Raw genomic sequence first — 19,011 nt, 5'->3', positions numbered from 1 at the left:
GGTTGCAATGAAGGAATTACCGAAAACGGCCAAAGCTGTGATCGTTGGTGGCGGCATTGTTGGATGCTCAACAGCGTATCACCTTGCCAAACTGGGCTGGGACGTTGTGTTGCTGGAGCGGAAGAAGCTGACCTCTGGTACGACCTTTCACGCTGCCGGTTTGGTGGGGCAGCTGCGGTCCAATGCAAACATCACTCAGTTGCTCGGCTACTCCGTAGATCTTTACAAGCGCCTCGAAGAGGAAACCGGGCAAGCGACGGGCTGGAAGATGAATGGCGGGCTGCGGCTAGCCTGCAATCATGAGCGCTGGACAGAGGTTCAACGACAAGCAACGACTGCTCATTCTTTCGGGCTTGATATGCAGTTGCTGACGCCGAAGGAAGCGCAGGAGTTGTGGCCACTGATGCAGGTGGACGATGTGGTTGGAGCGACCTTTTTGCCGAGTGACGGTCAGGCAAATCCATCCGATATTACTCTCTCTCTTGCCAAAGGTGCGCGAATGGCTGGCGCGCAGATCTTTGAAGATACCAAGGTGCTGAGCGTCGACGTTGAAAAGGGTGTGATCAAGGGTGTTGAGACTTCCCGTGGTCGGATCGACTGTTCTGTTGTGGTGGCGTGCTGCGGGCAATGGACACGAGACTTTGCAAAAAGCGTTGGTGTGAATGTACCGTTGGTTCCGATGCAGCATCAGTATCTCGTGACTGAACCCATTCCCGGTGTTCCCAGAGACCTGCCAACATTGAGGGATCCGGACAGACTGACCTATTACAAAGAAGAGGTCGGCGGCCTTGTGATGGGTGGATATGAAGCCAATCCGCTGAGCTGGGCAGAGGACGGTATTCCAAAAGGCTTCCACTACACCTTGCTCGACAGCGACTTTGGCCACTTTGAGCCTTTAATGGAACTTTCCCTTGGCCGTGTGCCAGCGCTGGAGACTGCCGGGATCAAAGAGTTGATCAATGGACCAGAAAGTTTCACTCCCGACGGGAACTTCATCATGGGGGAAGCACCGGAGCTGAAAAACTTTTACGTCAATGCAGGCTTTAACGCCTTTGGTATTGCTGCTGGTGGTGGAGCTGGCATGGCTCTGGCTGAATGGATCGCCAAAGGTGAACCGCCGTTTGATTTATGGCCCGTTGATATCCGCCGCTTTGGCCGCCCGCATTTTGACAGTGACTGGATCAGAACACGCACCAAAGAAGCCTACGCCAAACACTACACAATGGCATGGCCCAATGAAGAGCATGAAAGTGGTCGCCCTTGCCGCAAGTCACCTCTTTACGAACATCTGAAAGCAGACGGTGCTGTATTTGGTGAGAAGCTGGGCTGGGAGCGGCCCAACTGGTATGCAGATATCAAGAACGGTGAGCAGCAGAAAGACATCTACACGTTCTCACGGCCAAACTGGCACGAACCTGTGGGCCGGGAACACGAGGCAGCGCGGTCTGCTGCCGTTCTTTTTGACCAGACGTCCTTTGCCAAGTTTACTCTGAAAGGCCCTGATGCGGTTGATGCGCTCAGCTGGATCGCTGCCAACGATGTCGACAAGCCAATTGGCACATTGATCTATACCCAAATGCTGAATGATCACGGCGGTATCGAGTGCGATCTGACCTGTGTTCGCGTTGCGGAGGACGAGTACTACATCGTCACTGGAACTGGGTTTGCGACCCATGACTTTGACTGGATTTCGCGCAACATTCCCGTGGGGATGAATGTTCAGCTGATCGATGTCACCTCTGCTTATTCGGTGCTCTCCCTCATGGGGCCAAAGTCACGCGACATCCTGGAGCGGGTGACGCGAGATGATGTGAGCAATGAGAGTTTCTGTTTCGGTCAAGCGCGCAAGATCGGCATTTCAGGTTGCCCGGTCCACGCTCTGAGAGTGACCTATGTAGGGGAACTCGGCTGGGAACTTCATTTGCCAGTGGAGTATGCCACCAGTGTATATGCGGCTCTCCATGAAGCTGGCAAAGAGTTTGGCCTCCGAAATGCGGGTTACCGAGCCATTGAAACGCTGCGCCTGGAAAAAGGGTATCGTGCATGGGGCAGCGACATCGGGCCTGACCATACGCCGGAAGAAGCAGGTCTTGGGTGGGCTGTGAAGCTGAAAAAGAACATTGCCTTTAAAGGGCGCGACGCGATCGAACAGCAAAGGACCCACGGCGTAAAAAAGATGCTCGCGACCTTTGTGACAGATAGCGACATCATCCTCTCAGGCCGCGAGACAATCTATCGCGATGGGGTTCGTGTCGGCTGGCTGTCCTCAGGTGGTTTTGGACACACACTCCAAAAATCCATTGGTCTTGGATATGTCCGAAACAGCGACGGTGTCGATACAGATTTCGTTCTGGGCGGCCACTACGAACTTGAAGTCGCCACAGAACGAGTCCCCTGCGAAGTATACCTTGCGCCGCTATATGATCCAAAGATGTTACGTGTGAAAGCATAATCTACGAAGTCTGTTTGACCTCATAACCACCCTGCTCTTCGAGAAACGCAAGAACCTCGGAGAACCCTTTTCTGTTCTTCAGGTCGATAAACTGAAACGGTTTCCCTGCGCGCATGTTGGTTGCGTCGATTCAGAGCTTATTTTCTTGTTTACAGAGAAGCCGTAAGTTGGAAGACAGCTTGAGAATTGCCTTAGTTTTGCGCTTCTGGTTGGATTATGACAAACATCTTTATCATCGCCGGAGCTCTCTTCGGGATTATCGCTGTCCCTCTGGGCTTTTTTGTTGGTCTGCAGGTTTCGCCTGTGTTGGCGAATATACTTCTGCTGCCCTTCATCATTGTCAGTTGGTCCTCAGGTATCCCATTAGGAGACATGTCGGCACTGCTGCTTGTGTGGTCAACAGTGCTCTCAGTCGCATTCTGGGCGACTGTGTTTGGGCTGGTTGGTTTTGGGATTAAGAAACTGCGCAGCTAAGTAGTCAAGGATTTGCGATAGGTGCTGGCGGTTTGGCCGGTGTGTTTTTGGAAGACCTTGTTGAAGTGGGATGCATCGAAGAAGCCGGAGCGAATTGCTACGTCTGTTATGGTGGCGTCTGTTTCATCCAGCAAGCGTTTGGCTTCTTCTACACGAATGTGACTGAGGGCTTCGGCGGGTGACTTCCCCAGATCCGCTTTGAACTTCATTTCCAGACTGCGGCGCCCTACTCCCAGCATTTTGCAGAGTTGCTCAATGCTGCGCAGGTTTTCGGTCTCCTGCTGCATCATGAGGACTGCGCGCTGGACTAAATTATTCTTAGTTTTCAGTGATGTGGGCAGGAACGGCTGAGCTTTACTGTCATCCTGCGCTTCATCAACCATGAGGATGTTCAGGCTTTTGCGCGCCTGGCGCAGACCGACATGTCGTTCCACCAGATAGGCCGCCACATGAACAGCGCTTGTTCCGCCAGAACCGGAGATTCTGTCCCGATCCACTACGAAGATCCGGTCCGAGACTGGCTCCAAGCCATCAAACTGTTCCAGAAAATCAGTGCGGTGGAACCAGCTAACGCAGCATTTGTATCCGTTCATAAGACCTGCCCGGTGCAGGATGAAGCTGCCGGTACACAGGCCAATCAGCGGAACATTCTTAGCCACAGCGCTTTGCAGGTAGTCTACATAACGGCGATCCAGTCGCTCTATGTGTTCAATCAGACCGCCAACAACAACCAGATAATCAAAGCTGGATGGGTCAGCCAAACCGGTATCAGGATGAATGCGCACGCCACAACTGGCCCGGATGGGCTTCATGTCGGGTGCAATAACACTCCAGTTACAAAGGATTGGACGACTGCTGTCCCCTTCGTCTGCAGAAAGGCGCAGGACGTCGATGAAACTGGCGAAGGCAGAAAGCGTGAAACGGTTGGCAAGAATGAAGCCAACATTGAGTGCGGGTCGAGATTTCCGTGAAGGACTAACGGTATTTGCCATCTGCACCCCTTGCGCAAAAATACTCCAAATTCTTCGCAAGAGTACCATACACGATTTTACTTAGTGGGCAAACTTGCTTGAATTCCAAGGAGGTAGCCTTGTCAAAATTTTCCGCAGTATCGCTCCTGAAGGGCGCACTTACGGGTTATAAGAATGTTGAGTCGCAATGGCCTGATGCTGAGCTTAAGAGCGAGTATGACGTCATCATCGTAGGTGCCGGTGGGCATGGTCTTGGTGCTGCCTATTATCTGGCCAAGGAACATGGCATCACCAATGTAGCGGTGATTGACAAGGGATGGCTTGGCGGCGGTAATACGGGTCGCAACACCACCATCATCCGCTCCAACTACCTTTATGACGAAAGCGCACGTCTATACGACCATGCGGTGGACCTGTGGGATGGGCTTAGCCAGGACCTCAATTACAACGTCATGTTTTCGCAGCGCGGCGTGATGATGCTGGCGCATAATGTTCATGATGTGCAGAGCTTTAAGCGCCATATCCATGCTAACCGGCTAAACGGCGTCGACAATGTGTGGCTCACACCTGAGCAGGCAAAAGAGAAGTGCCCACCACTCAACATCTCGCCAAACGCACGTTATCCAGTGATGGGTGCCGCCTTCCAGCAGCGTGGTGGTACAGCGCGGCATGATGCAGTGGCCTGGGGCTATGCGCGCGCTGCTGCAGCGCGTGGTGTTGATATCATTCAGAACTGTCCCGTTCTTTCCATTGAGCGCGGACCTGATGGGGCCGTGAGTGGTTTGCAAACGACGCGTGGTTTTGTGAAAGCGAAGAAGATCGCGGTGTCAGCAGCGGGTGGCACATCTGTTGTTATGGATACGGCTGGGGTTCGTCTTCCGCTGGAAAGCTATCCCTTGCAGGCGCTTGTCTCAGAACCCGTGAAGCCGATCTTCCCGCAGGTGGTGATGTCGAACACCGTGCACGCTTATATCAGCCAGTCTGACAAGGGTGAGCTGGTGATTGGATCCGGGACTGACCAGTATGTGTCTTACTCCCAACGCGGCGGGCTTCCACTGATTGAGCATACGCTTGCTGCGATTTGTGAAGTGTTCCCGATCTTCCGACGCATGCGGATGCTGCGCAAGTGGGGCGGTGTCGTTGATGTGACGCCGGATCGTTCTCCAATCCTTGGCAAAACGCCGGTGCAAGGGCTTTACCTCAACTGTGGTTGGGGCACGGGTGGCTTCAAGGCTACGCCGGGATCTGCGCATGTGTTTGCACATACAATCGCACAAGATGAACCTCACCCGATCAACGCACCATTCACGCTTGAGCGTTTTGAAACCGGACGTCTGATCGACGAAGCAGCCGCTGCTGCTGTTGCGCATTAAGGAGGCAGCCGATGCTTTTAATTCACTGTCCTTATTGCAAGGAAAAACTACCCGAACTTGAGTTTGAGTATGCAGGACAAGCGCATATTGCTCGCCCACTGAACCCTGCTGAGCAGAGTGATGCTGAGTGGCGGGACTACTTGTTCATTCGTTCCAATGTGCGTGGTGATCACGCTGAGCAATGGCGCCATGCGCATGGATGTGGGCGTTATTTCAATGCTTTGCGCAACACCGTGAGCGACAAGTTTATCGCGACCTATGAGATTGGGCAGCCTCGTCCGACTGGTTCTGAAGAAGGTGAAGAGAGCAATGAGCAACTTGAGAGTTGAGGGCAAAGGTCGCATCAATCGCGACAAGCGCATTCGCTTCACCTTTGATGGCGTTTCCTATGAAGGGTTTGAGGGCGATACGGTCGCTTCTGCCCTGCTGGCGAATGGCGTGCATCTTATGGGGCGTTCGTTCAAGTATCATCGCCCTCGTGGACCGGTGACTGCGGGATCAGAAGAGCCCAATGCTCTAATCGGGACGTCTCGCGGAGGTGCTGGGCGGTTTGAGCCGAATACGCGCGCCACGGTTCAGGAGATCTATGAAGGACTGACAACTGTCAGCCAGAATAAGTGGCCGAGCCTGAACTTCGACGTTGGTGCGATCAACGACAAGCTGCATAAGCTTTTTGCGGCAGGCTTTTACTACAAAACCTTCATGTGGCCGAAGAGCTTTTGGGACAAGGTTTACGAGCCGGTCATTCGTGCTTCTGCTGGTTTGGGTGTTTCACCAAGCGAGCCGGATGCAGACACCTATGCTTCGCGCTATTTGTACGCTGAACTGCTGATTGTTGGCGCTGGCCCTGCAGGGCTTGCTGCAGCGCTCACTGCGGCACACAATGGTACGGACGTGGTGCTGGTGGATGAGAACCGGGAATTGGGTGGCTCCCTACTTTCTGAAGCACCTGCGAACATTGATGGTAAGCCTGTTGAAGCGTGGCTTTCTGAAACTATTGAAGAGCTTAGTGCGCTTTCGAATGTACGCATCATGACACGGTCTGTTGCGATTGGGTACTACCATGAGAACATGGTGGGCGTAGCTGAGAAGCTGACGGACCACCTGGCATATCCGCCAGCAGGTGCACCGCGAGAGCGGATGTGGCGTATTCGGGCTAAGGAAGTCATTCTGACGCAAGGGGCGCTAGAGCGGCCTTTGGTGTTTGATGGCAATGATCGCCCGGGCGTGATGATGGCGAGTGCTGCGCAGACTTACCTCAACCGCTATGGGGTGAAGGTTGGCAACGCTGCTGTTGTTATGACTTCGCACGACTCCGCCTGGTATGCGGCGTTTGATTTGGCTGATGCGGGTGTGAGGATCTCTGCTCTGGTTGATGTGCGTTCTTCCGTTGGCGATCATCTGCTTTCTGAGGCGCAAGCGCGGGGCATAACTGTCAAGACAGGTCACACCGTTACGAGTGTTGCGGGAAAAAAACGCGTTTCTGGCGTTCAGGTTGGCAGGGTAACGGGTGACGGGAAAGTCTCTGATATTACGTCTGTTTCCTGCGATACAGTGTTGATGAGTGGTGGCTGGACCCCGTCGCTGCATTTGTTCTCTCACACCAAAGGCAGCTTGCATTGGGATGAGGAGAATGAGGTTTTCCTTCCCGGTGAGAAGACAGAGCGCTGCCATATTGCGGGTGGTGGTCGCGGTTTGTGGAGCCAGCAGGCAGCGTTTGATGATGGTGTGCATGCAGCGGAGCAAGCACTGACCTCTTTGGGACAGACTGCGAAAACCATTTCGGTTGATGTGGATGGAGACCGGGCCGGGTCTGGCATCGTGATGGAAGAGCTGCCGAGCAACGATGATAAGTTAGCTCGCCGGGCATTTGTGGACTTCCAGAATGACGTGACAGCAAAGGACATTCGTCTTGCCGTGCGTGAAGGTATGCTCTCCATTGAGCACGTAAAGCGCTTTACAACCAATGGCATGGCGACCGATCAAGGCAAGATGTCCAACATGAACGGGCTGAAGATCGCAGCTGACGAGCTGGGACGCCCTGCCCCAAAGGTTGGTTTAACAACCTTCCGTCCGCCTTACACGCCGACCACCTTTGGCACCTTTGCGGGTTACCACAAGGATGAGCTGTTTGAGGTAACGCGCAAGACCAACATTGACAGTTGGGCAGAAGAAAACGGTGCCGTTTTTGAGCCTGTCTCCCTCTGGCGCCGTGCATGGTACTACCCAAAGGCTGGCGAAGATATACACGCGGCTGTTGCGCGAGAATGCAGAGAAACCCGTGCTTCCGTGGGCATGTTCGATGCTTCTACTCTCGGCAAAATCGAGGTGGTGGGACCAGATGCAGCCGAGTTCATGAACCGGATGTACACCAATCCTTGGACCAAGCTAGTGCCGGGTCGGTGCCGTTATGGACTTCTGCTGGGTGAAGATGGGTTCATTCGTGATGATGGTGTGATTGGGAGGATAAGTCAGGATCGGTTCCATGTGACGACGACAACTGGCGGTGCTGCACGAGTTTTGACCATGATGGAGCACTTTTTGCAGACCGAATGGCCGGATCTGGATGTATGGTTGACGTCAACAACTGAGCAGTGGTCCACCATAGCGCTCAATGGCCCGAACGCCCGTAAGGTATTGGAACCATTCGTAGAAGGCACCGATTTGTCTGCCGAAGCGTTTCCGCATATGGCGCTGCGGGAGTGTACAGTTGGTGGATTTGAGGCGCGGTTGTTCCGGGTTAGCTTTACTGGGGAGCTGGGTTTTGAAGTGAACGTTCCATCTGAGCATGGTCGGGCGCTTTGGGAGATGCTTTATCAGGAAGGCAAGAAGTATGACATGTGTGTCTACGGTACTGAAACCATGCATGTTTTACGCGCAGAAAAGGGTTACATCATCGTCGGCCAAGACACGGATGGGACAGTAACACCTGCTGATGCGGGGCTGACCTGGGCGATTGGTAAGAAGAAGCCAGACTTTGTCGGCAAGCGGTCTTTGACGCGGCCTGACATGTTGCTCGCAAATCGGAAACAGCTGGTCGGGCTATTGACGGAAGACCCGAGTGTTGTGCTGGAAGAAGGCGCGCAGATTGTGGAGTCTGGGGATACCTCCATTCCGGCTAAGATGCTGGGACATGTGACATCTTCCTACTGGAGTGAAGCTTTGGGTCGTTCCATTGCTATGGCCTTGATTGAAGGTGGTTTTGAGCGGGGTGGGAAGTCGATTGACATTCCGATGCCGGGACAAACCCATCGTGCAACCGTTACCGGGACCGTGTTTTACGATCCTGATGGCGAGCGGATAAATCTTTAAAGGAGCGGCGCAAATGGCTTTCAACACCACAGTCGAAACTTTGCCAGCGATGGGCCGTTTTAGTTTGCGTTGTAAACGCGAAAACACCGTTGCTATGTCAAAAGCCCTCGGATTTGAGCTGCCTTCGTCCATCAGCGAGATGGTTCAGTCGGGCAACGTGACGGCTCTCAAGTTGGGGCCGGATGAATGGATGCTGACCTGCCCGATGGATGAGCGAGCGAAGATCAAAGAACCTCTGGCGGCAGTTTATGCAGATGCTATTCATAGTCTGACGGAGGTTTCCAGCCGTGAAGTGAGTATCCGGATTTCCGGACCAGAAGCTGAGGAGCTGTTATCCACGTCGTGTCCGCGTAACCTAAAGGAGCTGACTGTTGGGCGTGGGGTGCGGACTGTTTTTGATAGTGTGCAGGTGATCCTGACGCGGGAAGAACAGAACCAATTTCGGCTGGATGTCTGGCGATCGTTTGTGCCCCATGTGATGGGGCTGCTGACGGTAGCGACAAAAGAGTTTGAATGCGGCCTTTAGGGCCGCATTTTTTATGGCGTTCCCCTTGAGTGACCCACGACTTCCAACAGATTCCACCAGAAGTATTGCGACATGGGCTGCATCAGCATCCGCTGATTTGGCAAGGCGTTGCTGCGTGCAGTTGAGCGCTTGTCATGATTACACCAATCACAGTGTTCAGGCGTCGCATTTTTACTGGCAAAATGCCTCAAACTTCCTGCCAGTGTGAGATTAATTCGAACTAGATTTCCTGATTACTCTCGATTTTCGGATGCGTGACGCAAAGATACGGCACCTGAAAATTAGGAGAGCTGCCGCACTATAAGAGGGAGGCTTAAAGTGTATCAGTCAGCATTTTTCAGGGCTTGTGCTCCGCTCAAGTCTTCCGGATTGCAAGCAGACCAAAGGCTCTTCTGTGCTGAGCCAATGATGGTCGCTGATCATTGTCCCCCTCAGGTTCGGCAGAGCTACAATAAAGTCTCCCGACGCCTTTCACTTGTCACTTTAAGCAGATGCCCCAAGCATCTAAATCCCAAGAGGAATCTGTGCTCGTTTTCCCTGGAGTCAGATTCGCCCCTCAACTCACTCGTTTGTCGCGATCAGGCATCAAACCTGGTCATCTCAGCAACCTGCACCGGTCAACTCCCCAGGCACCATTTTAGCCGAGGTATCTGAACATGAGCGTTCCGTCTTATATCAAAGATCTTATAGCTCACCGCGAAAAGGGCAAAAGCCTCAGAGCCCCCTTCTACAGTGCTCCCGACATTCTTGATCTGGACATGGAAGTGTTTTTTCGCAAGCACTGGATTTTCGTGGCTGTTGAACCTCAACTTCCCGAACCAGGTGATTGCATCACCGTAGAGATTGGCAAGACATCTGTTCTGCTTTTGCGCGGTGATGACATGGAGATCCGTGGTTTTCACAATATCTGCCGACATCGCGGTGCGAAGCTCATTGATGAGCCTGAAGCGACCATCGGCAACATTGTCTGCCGTTATCATGGATGGACGTACAATGAGGATGGTGAGCTCATTCTGGCCGAGCATATGGGCAAGGACTTTGACAAGACCTGCCATGGTCTGAAGACCGTACATGTGCGCTCCATTGCTGGCCTGCTCTTCATTTGCCTTGCCAAGAACCCGCCGGAAGACATCGAGGAGATGGCGCAGACCATGGAGCGGTATATTGCGCCTCATGATATTGCCAACTGCAAGGTGGCCTATACCGCTGATCTGGTGGAGGAAGGCAACTGGAAGCTGACACTTGAGAACAACCGCGAATGCTATCACTGCGAAGGGACGCATCCGCAGCTGACCGTGCCGCTTTCCGAGTTCGGCTTTGGCTTCTCCCCTGATGAGATGGATGAACGGCGCACTGCGGACGTTAACAAGTACCTGTCTCTGCTCGAGAGCGAGCATAAGCGCTGGGAGGCTGCGGGCTTGCCGTCTGCTGAGGTGGACAAGCTTTCCAATACCACCAGTTTCCGCTGCATTCGTCTGCCTTTGATGGGTGAAGGTGAGTCTCACACGCTGGACACCAAGATTGCCTGTAAGAAGCTTCTTGGTGATTTCAAAGACGCCAAGCTGGGTGGCCTGAGCTTCTGGCACAACCCCAACTCGTGGCACCACTTCATGAGCGATCATATCGTGACGTTTGCGTCCTTCCCGTTGTCGCCGGATCGCACACTGGTGCGGACCACGTGGCTGGTGCACAAAGATGCGATTGAGGGAGAGGATTACAATCTCGACAATCTTAAGCAGGTCTGGATGATGACCAACCAGCAGGATGCGGATCTTGTGCGGTTGGCGCAGCTGGGCAGTGAAGACCCGGCTTATGAGCAAGGGCCTTATTCTGAATACACGGAGCCGCATGTTGAGGCACTGTGTGAATGGTACATTGAGCGCCATAAAGCGCACATGCCTGCCGATACTATTGAAATGGCGGATGCATGACCCAGAATGTAACTTTTGATGATCTGAAAACCGTCACGGACTACGATGAAGAGCACTTCACCGAAGCAACCCGGATCCCCATGTGGGATCCGGAGGTGGATGATGTTCTGGTCTGCCGGCAGGTTCGGCAGGAAACGCATGATGTGAAAACATTCCTGTTTTCTGCGCGTGAGCCCCGTGTTTTCAGATTTTATCCCGGCCAGCACATGACCTTTGAGCTTCCTGTCGAAGGCATGATCATGCGCAGCTATACGATTTCAGCCAGTGCTGCGCGGCCTTACCGCATTGAAATTACAGTCAAACGGGTGCCGGGTGGTCCGGGTTCAAATTGGCTGCTGGACAATATGGTGCCAGGCAAGGAAGTGAACGTTTCCGGCCCAGCTGGTGACTTCACCACGGATGCCACGCAGGAAGAGAAGTTGCTTTTCATTTCTGCTGGCAGTGGCATTACGCCGATGATGTCCATGACACGCACGGCCTGTGATCTTTGTGCGCCCACTGATCTGCATTTTATTCATGCAGCACGCACTCCGGCGGATATCATTTTTAAGAATGAACTGGAGTTGCTGGCAGCACAGAACCCTAGCTTCAAGCTGTCCTTCACGTGCAGTACTACATCCGGTCATAACAGCTGGAGTGGGTTTGAGGGACGGCTGAGCCTGCAAATGCTTTCGCTGATGTCACCGGACTTCAAAGACAGGAAGATCCTGTGCTGTGGCCCTGCCCGCTTTATGGAAGGCGTGCAGAACATGCTGCAGGAAGCAGGCTTCGACATGGCCAACTACCATGAAGAGAGCTTTGATTTTGGCGCTGAAACAGCCGGCACGTTTGAAGAACAGGTTGCTGCACCGGAAATCAGCGATCAGACCTACCGTGTCAGCTTTACCAAGACCGGCCATGTGGTGGAGTGTGGTCCGGGTATGACGATCCTTTCCGCAGCCCGCGAGGCTGGCATTTTGCCGATGGCATCCTGTCAGCGCGGTATTTGCGGGACATGTAAATCTCAACTCGTTTCGGGTGAAACCGACATGCAGCATGGCGGCGGCATTCGCAAACGGGAGATCGATCAGGGTAAGATTCTGATCTGCTGCACGACACCACTTTCTGACATTGAAGTAGACCTTTAGTGTCAGACGCTCCCCCAACCATTGAAAACAAACACAAAAAACGGGTATCCGATCAACAAGAACGATAAGAAAGGTCCAGCCGAAGGATCTCTCCTGACCACAAAATAGAAGGTCCAACACAGGAGAAGCTGCATGACTGATTTACGCAATACCGACCGCCCCCCGGCGGGGGTTTTAGATAGTCCATCGGACGAACTGGCAGACTCGGATTACAGTCTTGGCCAAGACAATATTGAAGGAAAACTTGGGCCAATCGGCTTTGACATTCACAATCCGGTATTTGCGATCTCAGCGCTGACTGTTGTTGCTTTTGTTGCTTACACCCTCTTTTTGCCAGAACAGGCAAACTCCGTTTTCAGCCTGCTGTTTTCGACAGTGACCAAAGGCTTTGACTGGTTCTTCATCGGCTCTGCCGATATCTTCGTTATTTTGTGTCTGGTTCTCGTGGTCAGCCCTTATGGCAAGATCCGCCTTGGCGGTAAGGAAGCGACACCTGATTTCAGCTACATGAGCTGGTTTTCGATGCTGTTTGCCGCTGGTATGGGCATCGGCCTGATGTTCTACGGCGTTTCTGAGCCAATCAGCCACTTTTCCTCCGCTCTTGGCGGCACCACCGTTGGAGCTGATGGCGTGCGCACTGACTGGGCTCCCCTTGGTGCAGCAGCGACGCAGGAAGAAGCGATCCGTCTGGGTATGGCGGCCTCCATCTTCCACTGGGGGCTGCATCCATGGGCGATCTACGCTGTGGTTGGTTTGAGCCTTGCGTTCTTCAGCTATAACCGAGGTCTGCCACTCACCATCCGTTCTGCTTTTTATCCGATCTTCGGTGAACGCGTGTGGGGTTGGCCGGGTCATATCATTGATATTCTGGCGGTATTCGCGACCCTGTTCGGTCTGGCAACCTCTCTTGGCCTTGGTGCCGTGCAGGCAAACTCTGGCTTTAACAAGCTGTTTGGCATGCCGATTGACAGCACGTGGCAGGTTATTCTGATTACTGGCATCACCGCAGTTGCTCTGGTTTCTGTTGTGCGCGGTCTGGAAGCAGGTGTGAAGCTGCTTTCTGAGATCAACATGGGCCTTGCCGTTCTGTTGGTTATGTTCGTTGTTATCGCTGGCCCAAGCATGATCCTGCTGCCGGATGTTCTGAACTACCTCGGCGCTTACCTGCAGTATCTGCCTGCCCTTTCCAGTCCGGTTGGCCGTGAAGATGTAAACTTCATGCAAGGCTGGACCTCGTTCTACTGGGCCTGGTGGATCTCCTGGTCACCATTTGTGGGCATGTTCATTGCACGTGTGAGCCGTGGACGTACGGTTCGTGAGTTCCTTGTCAGTGTGCTGCTGATCCCATCTCTGGTGTGCGTGCTTTGGATGTCCATCTTTGGCGGTGCTGCAATCAGCCAGATCGTCAATGACGGTTACACCGCCGTTCAGCAAGCTGCTCTGCCGGTTCAGCTGTTCACCATGCTGGACGCCATGCCATGGGCCTCCATCACAAGCTTTGTGGGCATCGTTCTGGTGATCGTGTTCTTCGTCACCTCCTCCGACTCCGGCTCTCTGGTGATCGATACTATTGCTGCTGGCGGTAAAGTGGATGCGCCTGCGCCACAGCGCGTGTTCTGGTGTCTGTTTGAGGGTCTGATTGCGATTGTGCTGCTGCTTTCTGCAGGCGGCCTGAAGTCGCTGCAATCCATGGTGATTTCAACCGGTCTGCCGTTCACAATCGTGCTGCTTATCATGTGCGTTGCGATTTGGCGCGGTCTGGCGAGCGAACCTCGATAGAACTGACTGATTTTGCGAATGAAGATGCCGCTGAGGTTTAGGCCTCGGCGGCATTTTTGTGTCAGGCGACCTGTTCCTGAGGCGCAGGCAGACCGCGCAAAACCTGCGGCGTGCAGCCATACCGGCGGCGGAACATGCGGCTGAGGTGGGATGAATCGCAGAACCCGCAGTCGACCGCAATTTGGGCGACGGACTTCTGGCTGGTGAGAACGAGATGGCGGGCAAGGTCCAGCCGGATGTTGAGGAACGCAACTTGCGGTGAGGTTTCCAAGGACAGGCGGAAGTAGCGCTCAATCTGGCGTTTGCTCTTGCCCATGCGCTGCGCAATTTCCTGAATGGAGATCGGGGCGTCAATGTTCTGCTGCATGATGTGCAGCGCACGTTGCACGATGGGATTTTGTGTTTTCAGGTCCAGCGGGATTCCCGGTTGGGGCTTTTCTGCCTGATGAGCATCATCGATGATCATGATGTGCAGGCTTTTGTTGGCATGTGCCGTGCCTACATGTTTGTCCACCAGATAGGCAGCCAGATGCGCAGAGCTGACGCCGCCAGCACAGGTGAGACGATCTCTGTCGACCACGAAGATCTGATCAGTCACCGGATCAAGCCCGTCGAACTGTTCCTTGAAATCGGAGTGGCTGAACCAGCTGACGCAGCTGCGGTATCCATCCAGTAATCCGGCGCGGTGCAGGAGGAATGCGCCGGTGCAAACGCCCACGAGAGGCACTCCGGCAGCAGCGGCTTCCTGCAAGAAGTTCTGATAGCCCGCGCTCAGATCTGTGCCGTCTTCAATCAGGCCACCAACGACAACGATATAGTTGAACCTTCGTGGATCTCCCAGTCGTTCCTTTGGATGTACGGAGATGCCGCTGCTTGACGGGATCGGGTCCATGGTGTCGGAGAGAACCGTCCAGTTGCACAGGATCGGACGGCTGCGGTCGCCTTCATCAGCAGCAAGGCGCAGCACATCCACGAAGTTGGCAAAGGCGCAGAGGGTGAAGCGTTTGGCGAGGATGAAGCCCACGGACAAGCGGGTTTTCTCCTGCCTGGCAACAGGTTTGCGAGGCGCGGTGGTCGGTTGCGAGGTCGCTTGTATCATACAAGATGCTCTCCCAAAATGCGGAGCGGTCTCAGCCTATGTCTCCATGGGCATTCTTGCTCCGGGTCCATGCGATCCCGGTCAGTTTCAACCTGTCTTCAGTGGCACAAATATCCTGTTGCTCTGACCATTCCGACTTGATCTGCGATTGCCGTTTCCCTTTCTGTTGACTGCCTGTTTGATCGTGGCACTGCCAATCAGAAGAGATGCAGCAAACGCGTCTAAGTCATGCAGTATTTATACTTAATTTGAGTCTGGTTGGCTATGCATTGAATTTGCTTTGCCGTGAAAATTGATCAGGTGTGAGATGGGGAGTGTTTGAGGCGGCAAATGTCGTCTGGGTAATCCCATTGTGACGCAAATCTCCTATTTCCAGGCAGTAAATCTCGCCAAATTGATGGTTTGATGATGCCAAGGTCGCTGCAAAACGCCTTGTTTCATTTGGGAATTTGATTGGGAGAGACAATTCCAGTGAGTGAGACCACCTTCATCCTCCGCTTCACCTGTGTTGATCAGCCGGGCATTGTTTCGACAGTGACCTCTGCTTTGGCGTCCCGCGGCGCGAATATTGTTGAAGCGAACCAGTTCTGCGATCGCAAGACCAACCAGTTCTTCCTGCGCGTTGCCGTGCGTGTGCCTGAAAACATAGACAAGGCCGCGCTGGAGTTGGCCATGTCGCCTGCCGTTGATCGGTTCAAGATGCGGCTGAAGGTGGAGGATTTCTCGCGGCGGCCCAAGATCATCATCATGGTCTCCAGATTTGATCATGCCCTGCTGCATCTGCTCTATCAGATCAAAGTGGGTTGGCTGGATGCGGAGGTTGTGGCGATTGTCTCCAACCATGCGGACAGTCAGGGCGTTGCAGATCATGAAGGTATTCCGTTCCACCATTGGCCGATCACCAAGCAGAACAAGCTTGAGCAGGAAGCCAAGCTGTCGGAACTGATTGAAAGCACCAATGCTGAGCTTGTGGTTCTGGCGCGTTACATGCAGGTGCTGACGGATGAGATGTCGAGCAAGTTCTTCGGCATGATCATCAACATTCACCACTCGTTCCTGCCAAGCTTCAAAGGCGCGAAGCCCTACCATCAGGCCCATGACCGCGGTGTGAAGCTGATCGGCGCGACGGCGCATTACGTTACGCCTGATCTGGATGAAGGGCCGATTATTGAACAGGAAACCGAGCGTGTGAACCACGGTATGACAGCCGAGGATTTCGTGGCAACAGGCCGCGATATTGAATCGCGCGTGCTGGCCCGGGCGGTCAAATACCATCTGGAAGGCCGTGTCATGCTCAACGAAAACAGCACCGTCGTCTTCACCTCATAAATGCTCCCCCACACCAGCGAGTGCTCTACTGAAGTAAAGGATCGAGATCATGTCCGCATTTCCAAGCAAAGCGAAAGTTGTGATTGTTGGCGCTGGCGGCATTGTTGGAGCCTCGGTCATTCATCACCTCATTGAGAACGGCTGGGACGACATTGTCGGCATCGACAAGTCTGGCATTCCGACAGATATCGGGTCCACGGCGCACGCCTCTGACTTTTGCTATGCCACCAGCCACGATCTGCTGACCTGTTGGACCACCATGTATTCCATGGATTTTTATGAGAAAATGGGCCACTACGCGCGCATCGGTGGTTTGGAAGTGGCCCGTGTGGGTGATGACGAACGCATGGCGGAGTTGAAGCGACGCGTGGATTCCGGCAAGGCGTTTGGCACCAATGTGAAGATCATCAGTGCAGCAGAAGCAAAAGAGAAGTTCCCGCTTCTGGAAGAAGATCAGATCCAGGGCGCCATGTGGGATCCGGACGCTGGCCTTGTGGTGCCGCGCTCGCAGACCGTCGCGGGCAAGCTGATTGATCAGGGTGTTGATAGCGGCAACTTAAAGATTTTCGCAAACACCTCCGCGCTGGAACTGGTGACAGAAGATGGCCGCATCACCGGCGTGGTGACAGAGCGTGGCACGATCCATGCGGATCACGTGGTGGTGTGTGCAGGGCTGTGGGGCCGCCTGATTGCAGAGATGGCGGGAGAAGACCTACCCGTTATGCCGGTGGATCACCCCCTCACCTTTTTTGGTCCTTACAACGAGTTTGAAGGCACCGGCGCCGAGATCGGCATGCCGCTTTTGAGAGATCAGGGCAACTCAGCCTATATGCGAGATACAGGCGATCCGAAGAGCACTGAGGGTGGTCAAATCGAATGGGGTTACTATTACGAGGAAAACCCTCGCCTTGTTCACCCACGTGAGATCCTGGAGAAGGATCAGGCCCGTCTGTCGCCATCTCAGCGGGATCTGGTGCTTGAAGATGTGATTGAGCCGCTTGAGAAGGCTATGGAGCTAACGCCGGTTCTGGCAGAGCTTGGGTTCAACGAAAGCCATTCCTTCAACGGCCTGTTGCAAACGTCCATCGATGGCGGCCCGTCCATGGGTGAAAGCCGCAAGCTGCGCGGGCTTTGGTATGCGGTTGGCATCTGGATCAAAGATGGTCCGGGTATGGGCAAGTTGATTGCTGACTGGATGACCCATGGCAAGACCCATATCGACCACAACTCCGTTGATTTTTCCCGGTTCAACGAGTTCCAGCTGAACGAGCAGTACATTCATGATCGCTGCTGGGAAACAGCGAAGAAGATCTATAACCCACCGGTTCATCCGCGTGAGCCCTTTGCCAATGCGCGCGGCATTCGGCGCTCGCCGTTTTATGAGCGTGAGGTTGAGCTGGGCGGATATTTCATGGAATTGGGTGGTTGGGAACGTGCCCATGGGTATGCGGCCAACGAGCATTTGCTGGTCAAGCACGGCAACCGGGTGCCTGAGCGCGAGAACGAGTGGGACAACCGACATTTCTGGCGGGTTTCCAATGCCGAGCATCTGGAGATGAGTGAGGATTGCGGCATCATCAACCTCTCACACTTCCACATCACGGATATTTCCGGCCCGGACCATGTCACGCTTATGGAGTGGTTGTGTGCTGCCAAGATTGGCGGTGACAACAACATCGGCAAAGGCATTTACACCCACATGCTGGATGATGATGGCAATGTGCGTGCAGACTTTACCGTGTTCCGCATGGAAGACCGCTGCCGGCTGGTGAATGGCGCTGATGCAGGGCCGCGTGATCTTGTTTATATGCAGCGCGTTGCAGATGATAACGGCTGGGACGTGACCATCACTGATGTGACTGAGGATTACACCACTATTGGCATCTGGGGCCCGAATGCCCGTGAGAACCTGCAGAAGGTGGTTGATGATCCTGACGCTTTGAGCGTGGAGAACTTCCCGTTTGCAGCTATCCGAGAGATTACTATTGCAGGCAAAACGGTTTCCGCTTTCCGCATCTCCTATGTGGGGGAGCAAGGCTGGGAGCTGCATATGCGCTATGAGGATGGTCTTGCCGTTTGGGATGCCCTTCGTGAGATTGGAGTGATCGCGGTTGGTGTTGAGACCTACGCAAACTCGCGCCGTCTTGAAAAATCCCTGCGCCTGCAAAATGCTGATCTGCATACGCAGTACAATCTGTTTGAGGCTGACCTGGCTCGCCCGAAGGTGAAGGCTGCTGACTTCCGGGGCAAGGAGAAGCATGTTGCATATCGTGCCCGTGAGGCTCAGCCAGCAATGCTCTGCACTTTGGTGATGACAGACAACATCGACAAGGACGGTGTGGCCCGCTTCCCGGTTGGCAACCTGCCTGTGATGCATCCAGAGACGGGTGAAACTTTGATGGATGAACTGGGCCGGCGTTCCTACACAACGTCCATTGCCTACGGCCCGAGCATCGGCAAAAACATCGCTCTGGCCTACCTGCCCAAAGAGTATTGCGAGGAAGGCCGCAAGCTTGAAGTTTCTTACTTCGACGAGGTGTACCCGGTTGAAGTTGTTGGCATCGGCTACGCTCCGCTTTATGACCCGGAGAACCTGAAACCACGAAGCTGATTTGCGGTTCTCAACTCCAACTCCTCA

General features: G+C 53.9%; 13 protein-coding genes. 11 read left to right on the top strand and 2 right to left on the bottom strand.

From position 1 onward, the window contains the following. Positions 1-7 precede the first annotated feature (7 nt). Both AC3CB2_RS05200 and AC3CB2_RS05195 read left to right on the top strand, forming a co-directional pair. Positions 8-2,452: a GcvT family protein gene (locus AC3CB2_RS05200; protein ID WP_352930388.1), complete on the top strand. Its 2,445-nt coding sequence runs from the start codon at positions 8-10 to the stop codon at positions 2,450-2,452. A gap of 216 nt (positions 2,453-2,668) precedes the next feature. Next, positions 2,669-2,926 carry a hypothetical protein gene (locus tag AC3CB2_RS05195; protein WP_352930390.1) on the top strand — a complete coding sequence of 86 codons (258 nt, stop codon included), beginning with the start codon at positions 2,669-2,671 and terminating at the stop codon, positions 2,924-2,926. On the opposite strand, the gene AC3CB2_RS05190 is transcribed toward AC3CB2_RS05195, so the two are convergent. Then, positions 2,923-3,918 (bottom strand): GlxA family transcriptional regulator, encoded by a 996-nt coding sequence (locus tag AC3CB2_RS05190; protein WP_352930392.1) that lies wholly within the window; start codon positions 3,916-3,918, stop codon positions 2,923-2,925. The two genes, AC3CB2_RS05195 and AC3CB2_RS05190, sit on opposite strands and share 4 nt — an antisense overlap. Positions 3,919-4,016: 98 nt before the next feature. Here AC3CB2_RS05190 and AC3CB2_RS05185 point away from each other — a divergent pair, with 98 nt between their 5' ends. The 7 genes from AC3CB2_RS05185 (at position 4,017) to AC3CB2_RS05155 (ending at position 13,945) form a co-directional block, all read left to right on the top strand. Beyond that, positions 4,017-5,270, top strand: coding sequence for a sarcosine oxidase subunit beta family protein (locus AC3CB2_RS05185; RefSeq protein WP_352930394.1), 1,254 nt, complete (start codon positions 4,017-4,019; stop codon positions 5,268-5,270). An 11-nt stretch (positions 5,271-5,281) separates the two neighbouring features. Beyond that, positions 5,282-5,599 (top strand): sarcosine oxidase subunit delta, encoded by a 318-nt coding sequence (locus tag AC3CB2_RS05180; RefSeq protein ID WP_352930396.1) that lies wholly within the window; start codon positions 5,282-5,284, stop codon positions 5,597-5,599. After that, entirely contained in the window at positions 5,580-8,582 is a 3,003-nt protein-coding gene (locus tag AC3CB2_RS05175; protein WP_352930398.1) for a sarcosine oxidase subunit alpha, read from the top strand. The genes AC3CB2_RS05180 and AC3CB2_RS05175 overlap by 20 nt, the downstream gene beginning before the upstream one ends. 13 nt (positions 8,583-8,595) lie before the next feature. Continuing rightward, positions 8,596-9,108 carry a sarcosine oxidase subunit gamma gene (locus AC3CB2_RS05170; RefSeq protein WP_352930399.1) on the top strand — a complete coding sequence of 171 codons (513 nt, stop codon included), beginning with the start codon at positions 8,596-8,598 and terminating at the stop codon, positions 9,106-9,108. Positions 9,109-9,764: 656 nt separating this feature from the next. Beyond that, complete coding sequence (locus AC3CB2_RS05165) at positions 9,765-11,039, top strand: aromatic ring-hydroxylating oxygenase subunit alpha (protein ID WP_008547298.1); 1,275 nt, start codon at positions 9,765-9,767, stop codon at positions 11,037-11,039. Beyond that, positions 11,036-12,166 (top strand): FAD-binding oxidoreductase, encoded by a 1,131-nt coding sequence (locus AC3CB2_RS05160; RefSeq protein ID WP_352930401.1) that lies wholly within the window; start codon positions 11,036-11,038, stop codon positions 12,164-12,166. The genes AC3CB2_RS05165 and AC3CB2_RS05160 overlap by 4 nt, the downstream gene beginning before the upstream one ends. A gap of 132 nt (positions 12,167-12,298) precedes the next feature. Continuing rightward, positions 12,299-13,945, top strand: coding sequence for a BCCT family transporter (locus AC3CB2_RS05155; RefSeq protein ID WP_352930403.1), 1,647 nt, complete (start codon positions 12,299-12,301; stop codon positions 13,943-13,945). 61 nt (positions 13,946-14,006) lie between these two features. Here the strand turns inward: AC3CB2_RS05155 and AC3CB2_RS05150 are convergent, their stop codons facing one another. Further along, positions 14,007-15,044 carry a GlxA family transcriptional regulator gene (locus AC3CB2_RS05150; RefSeq protein WP_352930405.1) on the bottom strand — a complete coding sequence of 346 codons (1,038 nt, stop codon included), beginning with the start codon at positions 15,042-15,044 and terminating at the stop codon, positions 14,007-14,009. Positions 15,045-15,515: 471 nt separating this feature from the next. Between AC3CB2_RS05150 and purU the strand changes: the two genes are divergently transcribed. Then, positions 15,516-16,373: a formyltetrahydrofolate deformylase gene (gene purU / locus AC3CB2_RS05145; RefSeq protein ID WP_014285525.1), complete on the top strand. Its 858-nt coding sequence runs from the start codon at positions 15,516-15,518 to the stop codon at positions 16,371-16,373. A 49-nt stretch (positions 16,374-16,422) separates the two neighbouring features. Then, positions 16,423-18,984 (top strand): GcvT family protein, encoded by a 2,562-nt coding sequence (locus tag AC3CB2_RS05140; RefSeq protein WP_352930407.1) that lies wholly within the window; start codon positions 16,423-16,425, stop codon positions 18,982-18,984. Positions 18,985-19,011 lie beyond the last annotated feature (27 nt).

The organism is Pseudovibrio sp. SCP20 (assembly GCF_057774105.1).
Note: the sequence above shows the minus strand (reverse complement) of the source record. Positions and strands in the feature narration are given on the sequence as shown.

Bases quoted from the DNA above. Each gene is read 5' to 3' on its own strand.
- AC3CB2_RS05200 (WP_352930388.1), top strand. From the start codon at position 8: ATGAAGGAATTACCGAAAACGGCCAAAGCTGTGATCGTTGGTGGCGGC.
- AC3CB2_RS05195 (WP_352930390.1), top strand. From the start codon at position 2,669: ATGACAAACATCTTTATCATCGCCGGAGCTCTCTTCGGGATTATCGCT.
- AC3CB2_RS05190 (WP_352930392.1), bottom strand. From the start codon at position 3,918: ATGGCAAATACCGTTAGTCCTTCACGGAAATCTCGACCCGCACTCAAT.
- AC3CB2_RS05180 (WP_352930396.1), top strand. From the start codon at position 5,282: ATGCTTTTAATTCACTGTCCTTATTGCAAGGAAAAACTACCCGAACTT.
- AC3CB2_RS05175 (WP_352930398.1), top strand. From the start codon at position 5,580: ATGAGCAACTTGAGAGTTGAGGGCAAAGGTCGCATCAATCGCGACAAG.
- AC3CB2_RS05170 (WP_352930399.1), top strand. From the start codon at position 8,596: ATGGCTTTCAACACCACAGTCGAAACTTTGCCAGCGATGGGCCGTTTT.
- AC3CB2_RS05165 (WP_008547298.1), top strand. From the start codon at position 9,765: ATGAGCGTTCCGTCTTATATCAAAGATCTTATAGCTCACCGCGAAAAG.
- AC3CB2_RS05160 (WP_352930401.1), top strand. From the start codon at position 11,036: ATGACCCAGAATGTAACTTTTGATGATCTGAAAACCGTCACGGACTAC.
- AC3CB2_RS05155 (WP_352930403.1), top strand. From the start codon at position 12,299: ATGACTGATTTACGCAATACCGACCGCCCCCCGGCGGGGGTTTTAGAT.
- AC3CB2_RS05150 (WP_352930405.1), bottom strand. From the start codon at position 15,044: ATGATACAAGCGACCTCGCAACCGACCACCGCGCCTCGCAAACCTGTT.
- AC3CB2_RS05140 (WP_352930407.1), top strand. From the start codon at position 16,423: ATGTCCGCATTTCCAAGCAAAGCGAAAGTTGTGATTGTTGGCGCTGGC.